The organism is Butyrivibrio sp. DSM 10294, from assembly GCF_028539135.1.
In the GTDB taxonomy this organism is placed as follows: domain Bacteria; phylum Bacillota; class Clostridia; order Lachnospirales; family Lachnospiraceae; genus Butyrivibrio.
On record NZ_JANSWL010000087.1, the window covers coordinates 273841 to 288626 of the forward strand.

A 14786-nucleotide genomic window follows, 5' to 3' on the forward strand; every position below is an offset into this window, starting at 1 on the left:
ATTTAGTCCATATTTTCAACTTTTTCATAAAATACTTCGATTATGGTCCTATAGAGGTCATCCTGATCCACATGGAACTCCTCAAATTCGCCGGTCTTCTCGGTTTCGCCGTCGATCATCATAAAATCCGTTGCATCAAAATTGTAATCCCTGATCTCCGGCGCCAGATAACCGATCTCATCGATGGAAATATTGGTCACCATCTTGTTTGAAATAGCAGTAAAAAGCTCCACTGCCGCATTATTGTTTTCTTCAGCGGCGGCTCTTGCTGCCTTTATAAAGCCGTTCAGATACTGGCGCTGTCTCTCCAGTCGCCTGTCATTTGAACCAAACTTATTTAGATCCCTGGATTTCACATAATGAAAGGCTGTCATGCCTTCAAGATGGACCTGTTCTCCCTTTTTCAGGGACTTGTCCCACTTTGTAAGATCCTCCAGAACCGTCACATCAACGCCCCCTACCTGGTCATTGATTATAGGGATAGCACTCATGTTGATGGCTGCATATCCATGTATCGGGAGCTGGTAAAACATGTTGGACACAGCCTTCACCTGGTATTCGCAGGATTCCTCCATACCGTTTCCAAAGCCGTGCTGGGTCGCGATCTGGGCTATAACGGTGGTTCGATACCTTCCGTACTCGTCATACACATCCACGTCCGTCATGCTGTTTCTGTTTATCCCGATAATTTTGATGGATTTGTCATGGGGATTAAGAACCAGTAAAAAAAGTCCGTCAGCCTGTCCTCCGTCTGTTCCCTCGGCAACCTCGGTGACAGTCTCGTCATTTTTGTCGATTCCCATTATCAAAAAAGTCTTGATATCTTCGTTGTAGTCGTACACCTCGCCGTTGTACCTGATCCAATCAGATTCCCAGCTGGCTCCTTCGGGCGCAGCATCAGCGGCCTCCGACTGAACCATTATCGGCGCAGTCGTAGCAGACTTGGCATCAAGATTCGATTTTCCCAGATACCTCATTGCCTCAATTCCAACAAGGGCTCCTGCCACGAAGGTCATAAGGACTGCCCATACAATGAGGAAAGCTCTGCCTTTTCCGCCCATAGGCACCTCACAAAAAGCTTAGTCTTCCCCGGTCTCTTCCTCCGATGAAGCCTCCGTAGATGCTTCCTGTGCCACATCATTTCCGAAAGTAAGCGCAGGGTATTCTTCATCCTCAATAATGTCGGAAGAGTCGCCGTTATCTTCGATATCCTCGATATCAGCCGGAAATACTCTTGACTGTTTGGTCACATTTCCGCTGTGATCGGCAACAGCATAGTAAACCACCGCCGTCTCTGCCTCTTTGTTAAGGACCACCTTCTCCACAACTATTCTTGAAGTAAGATCTCCGTCCTTGGCATCATAGGCGTTTATACCAATCTTAAGATCATCATCCTTTGTTTCGGAATCATAGATAAGATCCACTGCTGAGAATCTGAACTCAGGAGCTATCCTGTCACTTCTTCCGTAGGCAATGACAATAAGTGCGATCAGCACTCCGCTTAAAATTGTAAAAAATACCCCCAGTATATTGCTTCTCACTTTTTCCTCCAGCCTTAATCTTTACGGGTTACACCTGCCAGATAATTAAGCTCATCAAGGTCATCCTCATCCGGTGCAGGTTCAGGCGCAGATCTGGTTCTTGGCGTTGTAGCTACATTCTGATTGTCCTCTCCATACCTGCCGTAATACTTGCCATAGTACTTGCCGTAGTATTTGCCGTAATAATTGCCATAGTGGCCATAATAACCTTTGCCTGTAATATCCACCTTATTAAGGACTACGCCCAGCATCTTGGCTCCTGCCTTGTCAAGCTGGTCTTTAACTCTCTGGGCAAACCTGTAGCTGATGGAATTACTCTCAACCACCATTATGGTTCCGTCGCACTGCTTGGCCACAACCGCTGCGTCGATAACGCTTCCCAGAGGAGGTGTATCTATAATAATGTAATCAAAAACCTGTTTCATATTTTCCAGGGCCTTGCCAAATATCCTTCCGCCCAGAAGCTCACTGGGATTCGGAGGCACAGGGCCGCTGAAAATAACATAGAGATTGGGCGTATCCGTCTCACAGATAACGCTTGAAAGTCTCTCTCTTCCAACAAGGCAATGGGTAAGGCCCAGGCGGACACTTCCCGTTTTATATCTGCCCACAAGTACGGATTTTCTCATGTCGGCGTCCACCAGAACGGTCTTTTTGCCTGCCTCTGCAAAGGCTCTTGCAAGAGCCATGGCCACTGTTGTCTTACCTTCGCCGGGAGTGCAGCTGGTCACCGATATAACTCTCACATTCTGACCTGAGAACTCAACATTGCTTCGCAGAGTCTTGTAAGCCTCTTTTATCTGATAATTATTCTCGGACTGGCTGAAATGAAGCTTGGCACTTTGCATATTTTCCCCCGTTACTTGTGTTTACTCTTCTTTGATTTCTTTTTGTCCATTTCCTCTGTGGTCAGCGGAATCAGCGCCAGAGTGCTCATTCCAAGATATCTCTCCACATCGTCGTTACTCTTGATCGTATCATCCAGCAGATACTCCAGTACAACGAAAAACGCCACCAGCACCGCCCCAAGGAATCCTGCGATCACCGTCCATCTGCCAACGCTTGGACTTGATTTCTCCATGGGCACATTGGCTGTTTCTGCCACGTTGATGGCATCGATATCCATAACGTTGGTGATGTGCTCACTGGCAACTTCCCTGATACAGTTGGCGATCTTCATTGCCATAAGTGGATCCTCATCCTTGGCAGTTATCGCCACAATTCTGGTGTCCGAAGGGGTATCAACCCTCAGCACCTCAGACAGGTCGTCATAGGTGGTATCTATCAGATTAAGCCTCTGGATTACCTCCTCCAGAACGTACCTGCTTTTGATCAGCTCCGCATAGTCCTGAGTCAGCTGAGTGGATATCTGCACGTCGGAATATGTAACGGTCTGATTCTCCTCTTTGTTCAGAATATAGATCTTGGTGGTAGATTCATACACCGGATGAATCACGAACTTACTTAGGAATAGTCCCGCAAGAGCAAAGAAGATGCCCGAACTGATGATAAGAAAAGCCCTTGCAAGCAGTACCGCAAACAGTTCTCCAAGATTGATTTCAATGATGTCGTCTTTTTTCCCCATTAACTACCCCTGCTTTTGTCTACACTGAGTTAAATTATGCGTCTATATGATTTCATTGCTGATTACTGACATCGGATTGTCATAAAAAAGCCTGTCGGCGCAGCCTTTGCCGAACTTGCGCTCCACATACTTTCTGCACTCAAGAAGCTCCGGAGCTCGTCTTCCCGTGTCGTGGGCATCGGTGGCCACAAAATGCACCAGGCCGTTCTTGATCAGTTTCTTGGTAAAATGGCTTATTCCAAAGCCGTATTTGCCCATCACACTGTTTGCATTGACCTGAATGAGGCATCCCATGTCTATCAGATCATCCACATATGCAGGGTGCGATACCACATCACTGTAGCGCTCCACATGGGCAACTATCGGTATGAAGCCGGCGCCCTGAACCTGATAAAGGGCATTGTGTATAGCTTTGTACGGGTTCGTCGGATGAAACTCAACCAGGACATAATCAGAGTCTGCAAGTGAGCAGATCCTGCCGTTTTCAAGATCTGCCTGGGTCTCATCGCTGTAATATATTTCATTTCCTGAATATAGCTTTATATTTATTCCGTTATCGTCAGCCATTTTCTGGAGTCTGTCCCTGTATACTACGTTGTGCTGCGGGCTGACGTTATGATGCATAGGTTTATGGTGAGGTGTAAGTATCACCCGGGTTATGCCGTTTTTCTCGGCAATCTTCAGCATCTGAAGACTGGTATCGATGTCCGGGGAACCGTCATCCACCCCCGGCATGATATGACAGTGAATATCAATGGATTCAAGCATTACTTACTCCTATTGTAATTTTTGAAAACACGATCTTTACTGAGTTTGTCGCCGCCACATCTTTGTAAAGGCGCACAAATATATATGATATATCATATTAATTATACACCCTGTTTTTGACGCCTTTCAACATTGTGTAGGACTTTATAGATTTTTAATCAAGATATAGATTTTTCCTGATCTGAATGCGATATATTTCCTATAATCACTCATTTTGTAAGAAGAAGAGGCGTCTGGTTTCGGTCTCTTCGCCGGGCCAGGAGAAGTGGTCAAGTTTGGTGACGGTGAAGTACTCTGATAAAAGAGATGTCCACTCCTCATCAGACATAAGGACAAGGCGCAGGATTTTGTCAACAAAAAGGTATCTGTCCTCCTTTACAGTATAGTCCTTGGATTTCGCAATTTCAGGTGACAGATAGTTCTTGTCCCAAAACTCTACCGATCTGTCATAATCTTTTTTCAAATCCTCATTCATACCAACACCTCTTTTCCCCATACTTGCGAAAGCCTTCGCACCGCTTTATGGTACCATTTTGACGCAGCTGCCTTCTATAATCTGCAGCAGAATTCACACTAAAGCCACATTTACTATAGTAATTTATGCGTTGACACATAAGAATTTACGTAGTAATATGTACAAGCTTAATCAATGAAACCATTGACGCCGACAGTTCGTTTGCACCATCCTGTCGTTAAACAAAACCAGGGCTGATCAGATGTACTATGCATTTTGACTGCTCTGCGATCCTTTCGTAGAGCTTTTTTATTTTGTGTGTTCACTATTTCTGACCTGCTCTCGTTTTTAAGTATTATAGAAAAAGAGGTTAGAAGTAATGATGAATTTGTTTTTAGGTATTCTTGAACTTGTAGTATGTTTCTCAGGTGTCCTTGTGATGGACAAGCTCTTTGGCAAGTACGGCCTTTACACATGGATGGCCCTTGCCGTTATCTTTGCAAATATCCAGGTTGCCAAGCAGGTTGATATCGCAGGTATCTCCACCGCTCTTGGTAATGTAATGTTTGCATCCACCTATCTTGCTACAGATATCCTCAACGAAAAATATGGCGACAAGTCCAGTAAAAATGCTGTTAAGATCGCAGCCGGCGCTCTTATCGCCTATATCGTTTTTGCCCAGTTCTCACTGGCCTTCATTCCCAATTCCTTCGACGCAGTTGACGGAAGCATGAAGACTCTTTTTGCAATGTCAGTCAGGATCACCACAGCTTCAGGTCTTATGTTCATCCTGGCTAACTGGTGCGACGTTATCATCTATCAGAAGCTCAAGCTAAAGACCGGTGGCAAGTACATGTGGTTTAGAAACAACCTTTCAACCATCATCTGCAACTGCCTTGAGAACTTTGCTTTTGCCATCCTTGCTTTTGCAGGAACCTATCCCGTTGTATACTGCCTCACAGTTTCAGTTGCAGGTTCACTTATCGAGATGCTTATAGCTCTCTGCGACACCCCTTTTCTGTATCTCGCCAAGGCTCTTAACAAAAAGTCCGGCATCCTTCTGGAAAAAGGCAGCGATGGCGAAGCCGAAGAAAACGCAGAGGTCATCGCATGATCCACGATCTTGTAAGATATCAGTTCGACAATAAGAGCTCTCTTCCAAGGGAAAACGTGCTCCTTGTTTCACTTGGCTGCTCCTGGGGAAAATGTGCTTTCTGTGACTATCAGGATGACAAATCCTCCTCTGTTCTTGCCTGCGATACAGTTAACAAAAAAGTCTTATCACAGGTCCGCGGAACAGAAACAGGAGCTTCCTGCCTGGATGTCACCTGCTCAGCCTCCTATACAGAGCTTCCCTTCACGACAATGAATTACATCAGAGAGACCTGCATCGCCAAGGGAATAGGGACTGTAATTCTTGAGGGCCACTACATCTACAGAGACAGTAATCGCTATTTTACCGACTTCTTTGGAAGTCATGACATCAATGTCATCTTCAGATGCGGTGTTGAGACCTTTGATGAGAACATTAGAGAAGGGCTTCTTCGCAAGGGTCTTCCCGGCGTAACTCCAACGGAGCTGGCAAAGTATTTCGACTGGATCAACATTATGTACGGAATGGATTGTCAGAGCTTTGAGCAGCTGCAAAAAGATATTGAGATCGGCCTTGAGCACTTTAAAAGGATCAACTTAAGTATCTACACCAGTATTCCAAATGGGCCGGGCCGTGACGATGAAGCCATCAGCACTTTTTACAACAGTGATCTTTACAGAGAATTAAAAAAGAATCCCCGTATCGATATCTTCGATGAGTGGGATGAAAATAACGACCATAACGTAGGGCACGATATCCCCTGACTAACAGGGGCTCGTGCCCTTTTCCTTTGAATATATTTATCTCCATTTATTGATGCTGTCTTTTTCTATAATAACCATCAGCAAATCGTCATTATCAAGCTTGTGGTTTGGATCCACATAAGTCCATTTGCCGCCTACATTCTTGATGGCAGCTACGTTCATATTATATTTCCTTCTGAGATTAAGTTCTATCAGGTCCTTACCAAGCCATGACTTCTTGGGCGGCAGCTCTATCATGCACAGATTGTCGTCAATCTCAAAGTAGTCGCGAATATACTGGGATGTAAGAATCCTTGCGGAGCGCATTCCTCCCTCTTCCTCAGGGCAGATGATCTTATCAACTCCTACTCTTTTTAAGATCTTACGCATTCTATCCGATGATGATTTGGCTATCACGACAGGAACGCCCTGCTCTTTGGCAATGGAAACGCAGAGAATGCTTGCTGAGAGATTGCTTCCCATACAGGTTATAACTATGTCCATGTTCTGAAGTCCAAGGGCCGATACCTCATCCTCATTGTCCAGATTGACGCAGACCGCCGAAGTCACCTTGGAGGAAATATCTCTGATGACCGTCTCGTTCATATCCGCCACAAGAACGTCCTCTCCCATGCTGTACAGAGCCTCCGCAAGACTCCTTCCGTATTTTCCCAAGCCTAAAACAGCTATTGATTTCTTAGTCATATTATCCGTACTCCAATTTGATTCTGTTATCCTACATAGAAGTTTCCTTCAGAGTAGTTGATTCTGTTATTTCCCGATCTGTTCCTCGAAAAAAGTGCCACCAACGAAATAGGGCCGATTCTTCCAAGGTACATTGCGATTATTACTACAATTTTTCCCGCTCTTCCAAGCGAAGGTGTCAGTCCTCTGGATAGTCCCACCGTTCCGCAGGCACTTACAACCTCAAATAATGCATCCTCCATGGGCACGGGATTAACCACCGACAAAGCGATAGTCAAAACAAAAACTGCCACGACTCCCACGAATACCACCGCAGAAGCCTTTCTCATGGACTCCTCCGATACTCTTCGTTTAAAGATAACCTTTTCGTCCTGATGCGCAACGTAGGTCCTGACATTCATGATAAGAAGGAACATTGTAACTGTCTTGACACCGCCTGCAGTTCCGATGGGTGATCCTCCAATGAACATAAGAACATAGGCTGCAAGACATGACGCAGGTGATAACCCCGACTGGGAAAAAGTAGTAAATCCTGCAGTCCTTAATGTCACAGATTCAAAAAGGCTGTTGACCAGCTTGCCGCCGATGCTCATATTTCCGATGGTTTCCGGATTGTTATACTCAAGCCCAAGAAACAACAGCATTCCGCCAAATATAAGTGCCATTGAAAAACTAAGCACCAGCTTGGTATGCTCCGACAGCCTTCCAATCACCATTTTGGGAGTAAATCTTTTTCTTATTCCCTCCCCGGCCTTGTCAATCACATCAAACCATACAACAAATCCGATACCGCCAAGGATTATAAGGAGCATCGTAACTGTCATGACAATCGGGTTATCTTTGTAATCTCCCATACTGTTAGGACCGATCACATCCATTCCGGCATTGCAAAAGGCTGACACTGAATTAAATATCGCTCTCCACAGCCCCTTCCTCACTCCGAATTCCGGAATAAATACCGTCGCATACAGAATAGCTCCGATTCCCTCTACAATAAACGTCCCCTTCAGCACCTCTCCAAGAAATGACAAAAGCTTGGAATCCGTATTAAGGTTAAAAGCATCTCTAAGGAGCATTCTGTCAGTCAGGGAAAACTTTCTGCCGGTAAGCCTCATCAGCATTGAAGCCACAGCAATCATTCCAAGACCACCTATCTGCACCAGTATCAAAATAACAAGCTGCCCCGCAAAACTCCAGTGCATGTAGGTATCCACAACCACCAGCCCTGTAACACACACCGACGTCGTCGCCGTAAAAAGGGCTGTCAGAAGCGCTGTGGTTTCTCCCTTTGCAGAGCAGATCGGCAGCATAAGTATAAGTGTTCCCACAATTATGGTTAGCAGGAAGCTTGCCGGTATGATCTGAACCGGAGACAGCTTGATTTCTCTTATTTTCTTAAATAACTTCATTTGTACCTCACTTTGATCAGATCATGTCATTTAACAGACATGCCTTAAAGATTATACAGCTTATAGATACGAATGTATATCTTTGCCCTGAGGTACCTGAGTACCGAAAAGCGTTTATCCAATGCAGTAAAATACCGCCTCTCAATCGGTACAGATTGGAGAAGCGGCTCATTATCAGGATTATAATCACCATTCGCCTGCGTCGTAACCTTCCTGGCCATTCCTACAGCCTGAGTGTGGACAAGAAACAGATATTGTTGTTCGAACAGGAGAGAGACTCGTCGATAATCCCATCTGCCCCCGCCATCACACAGGTTGTAGGAATGGCCGGGAATATATTCCCGACACATCCTAAAGAATATACTAAACGAATAATGAAGGATTAGTTAGCTTTTCTGGCTGTATAGATCAGTTGTGCTGCATCAAAGGAATCATAGCTGAAGTATACGGAAATACCTTCGTTGGTTGCCTCAAAGATATAGTAGGAATAAACCGCTGTGTCATCGTCATAAACAGTCTCGGGGTATTCCATGTAGATGCGGTTGCCTTCCATTTTGGTGCAATAGAAATCATATCCTACAAAACGATAGAACTGCTTTTCAGCATCGAAATAGTCGCCGATGGCGATTCCGCCTGCTTCAGGATCGTTCTCGATAACGATGAAGCCGTCCTGACCGTCAAGGCTGCATTTTTCATACTTGTAGACACCGATAAGTGCATTAAGAAACTCGGTGGGATTGGCAGCTGTTAAAGTAACACCTGTTTCGCCGCCTTCTGCTGTACCGATCAGTTCACCATACTCGCTTGAAACCGATGCGCCGGAGTTGCTCTCATCCAGAGTGTAATCGGATGACACAGTCTGGACATCCTGTTCCTGAACGGCTACAGTGTTCTTTTTGCCACAACCTGCCAGCAGCAGGGTTGATAATAAAGTAATACCAACAATCTTTTTAAATCTAATAAATTTTCTCATAATACCTTCCTCAAATTAATCAAGCTTCATGCCAAACATGTGCTCTTTATACCAGTAGTTGGCTGCATCTCTTCTCTTCTGAAGATCAAGCTCATAGTTGCCGGTCTCCTCTGACCATACAAATCTCTCCCACTTGATGTGGTTCTTGCCGGGCTGACCATACTTACTTGCTTCGTAAGCTGCCTTGCTGGCGTATCTTGCAGGTGACTCATAATTGTGACAAATATAGTCAGTTGCATCAACAAAGTCTGTCATACCCTTAAGCTTCTCTACGCCATCAGCGCCAAGTCTTGTGTACATATCCTTCTGGATAAGGAACTGAATCTGAACATCCAGGTCTGTGGGATCCTTGCCAAGAGACTGTGCAAACTCAAGAAGCGCCTGCTTTCTGTCTCCTCTCCACTGAGCAAGACCAACAGATCCCTGATCTCCTACCCAGGATGTAAGGAAGCCGTGCTCTGCCTCAAGGTTACCAAGGATAGCAGCTGCTGCCTCAGGTGAATATCCTGCGTCGATAAGTGCCTGATAAATCTTATCAGCTGCAGCTCTATCACCTGATGTTACGTAGTTATCATTGATCGGAACATTTCTCATTGTTCCGAATCTGGTAGCAGGGCCTGTCTCACCGGACTGTCCACCCTGTGATGCACCGCCGCCGTTATCGCTGCCGCTTCCACCTTTTTCTTCCTTCTGGCCGCTACCGTTTTCGTTACCATTTCCGTTACCGTTGCCATTTCCTGAACCGGAGCCGCCTTCTTCGCCTTCGTTGCCGACAGGGGGAACAACAGGTACTACAGGAGGAACTGTATTCTGCTTGCCGGTGCCGCTTCCACTTCCACTTCCGCCGTTACCGCTTCCGCCGGTGCCGCTTCCTCCATTGCCATTTCCACTGCCGTTACCATTTCCGCTTCCGTTGCCGCTACCGTTTCCATTTCCACCGCCGTTACCGTTTCCACCGCCGTTACCGTTTCCACCGCCGTTACCGTTTCCGCCGCCGTTGCCGTTTCCGCCGCCGTTGCCATTTCCGCCACCGTTGCCGGGGTCTGACGGATCAACATTATAATTTCCGGGAGCCTTGATATTTCCCTTGACCTCGTCCTCGGTATTCGTATACTCATTAGCTATCTGAGTAAGTGCTGCACCAAACGCCTCTGCCTTCACAGATCTAATCTTTATCTGCTCAACAAGTTGTTCAACTGCCGGCTTAACCATTGCAAGAGACATATCAAGACTGTCGGCTATTTCTTGTGTCTGTGATGATAAATTATCAAGCTCTGCTGAAACATTCTGATAAACTGTTGCCTGTGATTTGAGAGTGTCTGGTTTAACTCTAAATGTACTCATGTCATATTACCTTTCGTATGAGGCGTTCTTATGCACAACGCCTCTCTGTTTTTTTCTACTGAGCATACTATCATACTTTTTTAAGCAAATGGTCATTTTCTGACGAAACGACATCGAAATCGGACGAATGACACTTTTTTTAATTTTTTATGACTTTTTTGGGTTCCTCGGACGAAGGTCTTAGGAATATTTGTTGGCGGTCTCAAGGTGAGGTGAGTAGGGTGGCGTAGAAGGATAACAGAAATGCTCACCGCTCTTTCGCTTGGATTTATGGCTTTCCCAAAATCCCGCATCGTATCTACGGCTCTAAACTCCGCCCGGAGTATGTTATTATGATTACCCGGAAGGTTATGGCCGGGCGTCAGACAACGAGCCGTGGACAGATACTCCTCGGTCTTTTGACAAACCTCATAAATCCTTACGCTCCTTCGCAGGCTCGCATTTCTGTTATCCTTCTGCGCCCCCTTACTCCCCTCCTCCTTGAGACCTACTCCCACAAAATTATTCCTATAGCCCTTCTGCCCATCACCTGCAAGCAGTCATAAAAATGCCTGCGGCGCTTTGCTTCAATCTCCTTAACTCCTCCCGTGGTAAGTTAATATGGTTACCCTGAAAGGCTATGGCCGGGCGTCAGACAACGAGCCGTGGACAGATACTCCTCGGTCTTTTGACAAACCTCATAAATCCGGAATTTGTGCTATACTACATATTAAAAAAGTTATTGAAAGGGGAAAAAGATATGATTAATGGAATGGGTTTAATAACAGGCCTTATCATTGGTGCACTTGCCGGTTGGATTGCCGGAAAATTCATGGACAATGACGGAAGTCTTCTTACTAACATTATCCTTGGACTTGTGGGAGGTTTTGTAGGTAATCTCGTCCTTGGCTTTGTGGGCATTCACGGATCAGGACTCATCGGTAACCTTATTGTTGCAGTTATCGGAGCCTGCATCATAATCTTCGCAGGAAGAAAACTGATAAAATAAACGCCCGCTGATATGGAGGTAATTATGATTCCAAAAGATCCGGTCATGCTACTAAGCTATATGAATATGAAACTTCGAGACAACTACTCATCGTTAGAAGCACTCTTCGATGACCTTGATGTCTCACCCAATGAACAAAAAGAAATCCTAGACCGCCTAAACAGCCTAGGATACACCTACAACCCTGAAACAAATCAATTCAATTGATTTGTTGAACTTTCTTTTATTAAAAACCAGTGACTACCGGAGGAAATCTTACTTACTCCGGCATCAACAAACCTGCATCAGTTTATGCACAGGGAAAATAATACAGTAGGCAAGGCGAGCCATCGCCGCAGAAAAGCCCGGCCTGCGAAAGTGATGGAAAAATGCGCAGTTCATGTACGACGACATGATTATCAAGACGAGAGGGCGAAGGAATGACGACTGTCCACGAATAGGCATGAGTAGGAGTCATTCCTTTGACATCGAGTCTATGAGAATCAGGAGGCGCACGTAAACAAGTATTTTTTTCAGAACTTTCGCAGGCCGGGCTTTTATGTGGCGATGGCTCGCCGGATATTCAGCATTTTACCTGCGTGTTACGAGGTTGCTCTGGCGGTAAGATTGTCCCCGGATACGTCGAATTCTATGGTTTGGTGCGGATGAACCGCATCTTCCAGTATCAGCTTCGCCGACAGCGTCTCCACATATTTCTGTATATAACGCTTAAGCGGTCTTGCTCCGTAGATCGGATCATAAGCATTGTCAATAACATAGTCCTTTGCCGCAGGAGTCAGACGGATATTGATCTCCCTGTCAGACAGACGTCTGTTAAGATCATCGATAACAAGATCCACGATTCCGCCGATATTGCCCTTGGTCAGGGGCTTGAACATAATAATCTCATCCAGTCTGTTAAGGAACTCCGGTCTGAAGTGGTCCCTTAAGTCCTCCATGGTATCATTCTCAGCTTCCTCACTAATGGTTCCGTCATCTCTTATTCCGTCCAGCAGATACTGCGCTCCTATATTGGAAGTCATGATCAGTATCGTATTCTTGAAATCAACGGTTCTACCCTGTGAATCAGTAATTCTTCCGTCATCAAGAACCTGCAGAAGAATATTGAAAACATCGGGATGAGCCTTCTCTATTTCATCAAAAAGAACCACAGCATAGGGCTTTCTTCTCACAGCCTCTGTAAGCTGCCCGCCCTCCTCATAGCCTACATATCCGGGAGGTGCACCGATGAGCCTTGACACGCTGTATTTTTCCATATACTCACTCATGTCAATTCTGACCATGTTGTTCTCATCGTCAAAAAGCGCCTGAGCAAGACTTTTTGCTAGCTCTGTCTTACCTACACCGGTGGGGCCAAGGAACAGGAATGAGCCAATGGGCTTACTGGGGTCCTTGATTCCTGCCTTGGATCTCATGATAGCCTCAGAAACCTTGGTAACCGCATCATCCTGTCCAATGACACGAAGATGCAGCTCATCTGCCAGATGAAGTGTCTTGTTTCTTTCACTCTCAGTCAGCTTATTTACAGGAATTCCGGTCCACCTGCTGATGATTCCCGCAATCTCATCCTCAGAAACTCTCTCATGTACAAGGGTTGTGTCGTTCTCTTTTTCCCTTGCAGCTTCCTCAGCCTCCTCCAGCTGCTTCTTGAGGGCAGGAAGTTTGCCGTACTGAAGCTCTCCGGCCTTCTCATAATCACCGTTTCTCTGGGCGATGGCAATCTCTGAGTTGATGGTATCTATCTGCTCACGCATGGCTGCCAGCTTGTCCACAGCCTCTTTTTCATTGGTCCACTGAGCCTTCTGGGAATCGAATTCCTCCTTGAGCTCAGCCAGTTCCTTCTGCAGATTCTTAAGCCTCTCGATGCTAAGGGAATCATCCTCCTTCTTAAGGGCAGCTTCCTCGATCTGCATCTGCATTATCTTACGGTTCAGCTCATCCAGTTCCGCAGGCATGGAATCCATCTCGGTCTTGATAAGGGCGCAGGCCTCATCCACCAGGTCAATGGCCTTGTCAGGAAGGAACCTGTCGGAAATATATCTGTTAGAAAGAACTGCAGCGCTCACCAGGGCTGAATCCATGATCTTGACGCCGTGGAAAACCTCATATCTCTCCTTAAGTCCTCGAAGAATACTGATGGTGTCCTCAACAGTGGGCTCCTCAACCATTACCGGCTGGAAACGTCTCTCAAGAGCCGCATCCTTTTCGATGTACTGTCTGTACTCATTCAGCGTTGTGGCTCCGATACAATGGAGCTCGCCTCTGGCCAGCATGGGTTTTAACATATTACCGGCGTCCATGGCACCGTCTGTCTTGCCAGCTCCAACAATCAGATGAAGCTCATCGATAAAAAGAATGATCTCTCCGTCTGACTGCTTAACATCCTCAAGAACCGCCTTGAGTCTCTCCTCAAACTCGCCTCTGTATTTAGCTCCGGCCACCAGAGCGCCCATATCAAGGGAAAAGATCTTCTTGTCCTTAAGGGCAGTGGGAACATCGCCCCCTGCTATTCTCTGGGCAAGTGCCTCAACAACAGCTGTTTTACCAACGCCGGGCTCACCGATCAGAACCGGATTATTCTTGGTCTTTCTGGAAAGGATCCTGATGACATTTCTGATCTCGGTATCTCTGCCGATAACCGGATCAAGCTTCTGCTTTCGTGCCTTCTCAACCAGCTCTGTTCCGTACTTGTTCAGGGTGTCATAGGTCGCCTCCGGATTGTCCGTTGTAACGTTCCTGTTGCCTCTAACCTCTGACAAAGCCTGTAGGAATCTGTTCCTGTCGATGCCAAAGCTCTGGATGATGTCCTTGACCTCTCTGTTGGGCTTCTTAAGTACAGCCATAAACAGATGCTCTACAGATACATACTCATCTCCCAGAGCCTTAGCCTCATCCTCTGCAGAAAGAAGCGCCTTGTTAAGGTCAGAACCCACAAAGGGGTGACCGCCCTGAACCTTGGGTCTCTTCTTGATGCCCTGCTCTATCCTGTCCAAAAATGCCCTTGTATCAACGCCCATTTTCTCCACAAGCTTGGCAATAAGGCTATCCTCAATGGTCATAAGAGCATATAGCAAATGCTCCTGCTCAATCTCCTGATTGCCATACTCTATGGCAACCTTCTCGCAGCCATTTACCGCTTCTATGGACTTTTGCGTAAACTTCTGTATATTCATAAGCGCCTCC

At 46.1% G+C, this 14786-nt stretch carries 15 protein-coding genes; 4 read left to right on the forward strand and 11 right to left on the reverse strand.

The window, feature by feature from the left end:
* Positions 1-2: 2 nt before the first annotated feature.
* From NXH67_RS15100 to NXH67_RS15125, 6 genes are all read right to left on the reverse strand, one after another.
* Positions 3-1061, reverse strand: a complete 1059-nt coding sequence (locus NXH67_RS15100; protein WP_272797925.1) for an LCP family protein — start codon at positions 1059-1061, stop codon at positions 3-5.
* 18 nt (positions 1062-1079) lie between these two features.
* Positions 1080-1541: a hypothetical protein gene (locus NXH67_RS15105; RefSeq protein WP_022779655.1), complete on the reverse strand. Its 462-nt coding sequence runs from the start codon at positions 1539-1541 to the stop codon at positions 1080-1082.
* Between the two features lie 14 nt (positions 1542-1555).
* On the reverse strand, positions 1556-2389 hold the full coding sequence (locus tag NXH67_RS15110) for a polysaccharide biosynthesis tyrosine autokinase (protein WP_022779656.1): 834 nt from the start codon (positions 2387-2389) through the stop codon (positions 1556-1558).
* A gap of 11 nt (positions 2390-2400) precedes the next feature.
* Positions 2401-3126 (reverse strand): YveK family protein, encoded by a 726-nt coding sequence (locus tag NXH67_RS15115; RefSeq protein ID WP_022779657.1) that lies wholly within the window; start codon positions 3124-3126, stop codon positions 2401-2403.
* A 42-nt stretch (positions 3127-3168) separates the two neighbouring features.
* Positions 3169-3894 carry a CpsB/CapC family capsule biosynthesis tyrosine phosphatase gene (locus NXH67_RS15120; RefSeq protein WP_272797926.1) on the reverse strand — a complete coding sequence of 242 codons (726 nt, stop codon included), beginning with the start codon at positions 3892-3894 and terminating at the stop codon, positions 3169-3171.
* Positions 3895-4099: 205 nt separating this feature from the next.
* On the reverse strand, positions 4100-4369 hold the full coding sequence (locus tag NXH67_RS15125) for a hypothetical protein (protein ID WP_272797927.1): 270 nt from the start codon (positions 4367-4369) through the stop codon (positions 4100-4102).
* A gap of 358 nt (positions 4370-4727) precedes the next feature.
* On the opposite strand from NXH67_RS15125, the gene NXH67_RS15130 reads away from it, so the two are divergent.
* Positions 4728-5462 (forward strand): queuosine precursor transporter, encoded by a 735-nt coding sequence (locus tag NXH67_RS15130; RefSeq protein WP_272797928.1) that lies wholly within the window; start codon positions 4728-4730, stop codon positions 5460-5462.
* Positions 5459-6205, forward strand: coding sequence for a hypothetical protein (locus NXH67_RS15135; RefSeq protein WP_272797929.1), 747 nt, complete (start codon positions 5459-5461; stop codon positions 6203-6205). The genes NXH67_RS15130 and NXH67_RS15135 overlap by 4 nt, the downstream gene beginning before the upstream one ends.
* Positions 6206-6241: 36 nt before the next feature.
* Here the strand turns inward: NXH67_RS15135 and NXH67_RS15140 are convergent, their stop codons facing one another.
* The 4 genes from NXH67_RS15140 to NXH67_RS15155 all read right to left on the reverse strand — a co-directional run bounded on the left by NXH67_RS15140 (position 6242) and on the right by NXH67_RS15155 (position 10615).
* Entirely contained in the window at positions 6242-6889 is a 648-nt protein-coding gene (locus tag NXH67_RS15140) for a potassium channel family protein (protein WP_272797930.1), read from the reverse strand.
* A gap of 26 nt (positions 6890-6915) precedes the next feature.
* Positions 6916-8298, reverse strand: a complete 1383-nt coding sequence (locus NXH67_RS15145; protein ID WP_272797931.1) for a TrkH family potassium uptake protein — start codon at positions 8296-8298, stop codon at positions 6916-6918.
* A 382-nt stretch (positions 8299-8680) separates the two neighbouring features.
* On the reverse strand, positions 8681-9271 hold the full coding sequence (locus NXH67_RS15150; RefSeq protein WP_272797932.1) for a hypothetical protein: 591 nt from the start codon (positions 9269-9271) through the stop codon (positions 8681-8683).
* A gap of 15 nt (positions 9272-9286) precedes the next feature.
* Entirely contained in the window at positions 9287-10615 is a 1329-nt protein-coding gene (locus tag NXH67_RS15155; protein WP_272797933.1) for a phage tail tip lysozyme, read from the reverse strand.
* A gap of 739 nt (positions 10616-11354) precedes the next feature.
* Between NXH67_RS15155 and NXH67_RS15160 the strand changes: the two genes are divergently transcribed.
* Positions 11355-11603 carry a GlsB/YeaQ/YmgE family stress response membrane protein gene (locus NXH67_RS15160; protein ID WP_022779666.1) on the forward strand — a complete coding sequence of 83 codons (249 nt, stop codon included), beginning with the start codon at positions 11355-11357 and terminating at the stop codon, positions 11601-11603.
* A 24-nt stretch (positions 11604-11627) separates the two neighbouring features.
* Entirely contained in the window at positions 11628-11810 is a 183-nt protein-coding gene (locus tag NXH67_RS15165; protein ID WP_022779667.1) for a DUF4250 domain-containing protein, read from the forward strand.
* A gap of 374 nt (positions 11811-12184) precedes the next feature.
* Here NXH67_RS15165 and clpB read toward each other — a convergent pair whose 3' ends face one another.
* Entirely contained in the window at positions 12185-14776 is a 2592-nt protein-coding gene (gene clpB, locus NXH67_RS15170; RefSeq protein ID WP_022779190.1) for an ATP-dependent chaperone ClpB, read from the reverse strand.
* Positions 14777-14786 lie beyond the last annotated feature (10 nt).

Coding starts and splice junctions, on each gene's coding strand:
- NXH67_RS15100 (WP_272797925.1), bottom strand. CDS start 1,061: ATGGGCGGAAAAGGCAGAGCTTTCCTCATTGTATGGGCAGTCCTTATG.
- NXH67_RS15110 (WP_022779656.1), bottom strand. CDS start 2,389: ATGCAAAGTGCCAAGCTTCATTTCAGCCAGTCCGAGAATAATTATCAG.
- NXH67_RS15115 (WP_022779657.1), bottom strand. CDS start 3,126: ATGGGGAAAAAAGACGACATCATTGAAATCAATCTTGGAGAACTGTTT.
- NXH67_RS15120 (WP_272797926.1), bottom strand. CDS start 3,894: ATGCTTGAATCCATTGATATTCACTGTCATATCATGCCGGGGGTGGAT.
- NXH67_RS15125 (WP_272797927.1), bottom strand. CDS start 4,369: ATGAATGAGGATTTGAAAAAAGATTATGACAGATCGGTAGAGTTTTGG.
- NXH67_RS15130 (WP_272797928.1), top strand. CDS start 4,728: ATGATGAATTTGTTTTTAGGTATTCTTGAACTTGTAGTATGTTTCTCA.
- NXH67_RS15135 (WP_272797929.1), top strand. CDS start 5,459: ATGATCCACGATCTTGTAAGATATCAGTTCGACAATAAGAGCTCTCTT.
- NXH67_RS15140 (WP_272797930.1), bottom strand. CDS start 6,889: ATGACTAAGAAATCAATAGCTGTTTTAGGCTTGGGAAAATACGGAAGG.
- NXH67_RS15145 (WP_272797931.1), bottom strand. CDS start 8,298: ATGAAGTTATTTAAGAAAATAAGAGAAATCAAGCTGTCTCCGGTTCAG.
- NXH67_RS15150 (WP_272797932.1), bottom strand. CDS start 9,271: ATGAGAAAATTTATTAGATTTAAAAAGATTGTTGGTATTACTTTATTA.
- NXH67_RS15155 (WP_272797933.1), bottom strand. CDS start 10,615: ATGAGTACATTTAGAGTTAAACCAGACACTCTCAAATCACAGGCAACA.
- NXH67_RS15160 (WP_022779666.1), top strand. CDS start 11,355: ATGATTAATGGAATGGGTTTAATAACAGGCCTTATCATTGGTGCACTT.
- NXH67_RS15165 (WP_022779667.1), top strand. CDS start 11,628: ATGATTCCAAAAGATCCGGTCATGCTACTAAGCTATATGAATATGAAA.
- clpB (WP_022779190.1), bottom strand. CDS start 14,776: ATGAATATACAGAAGTTTACGCAAAAGTCCATAGAAGCGGTAAATGGC.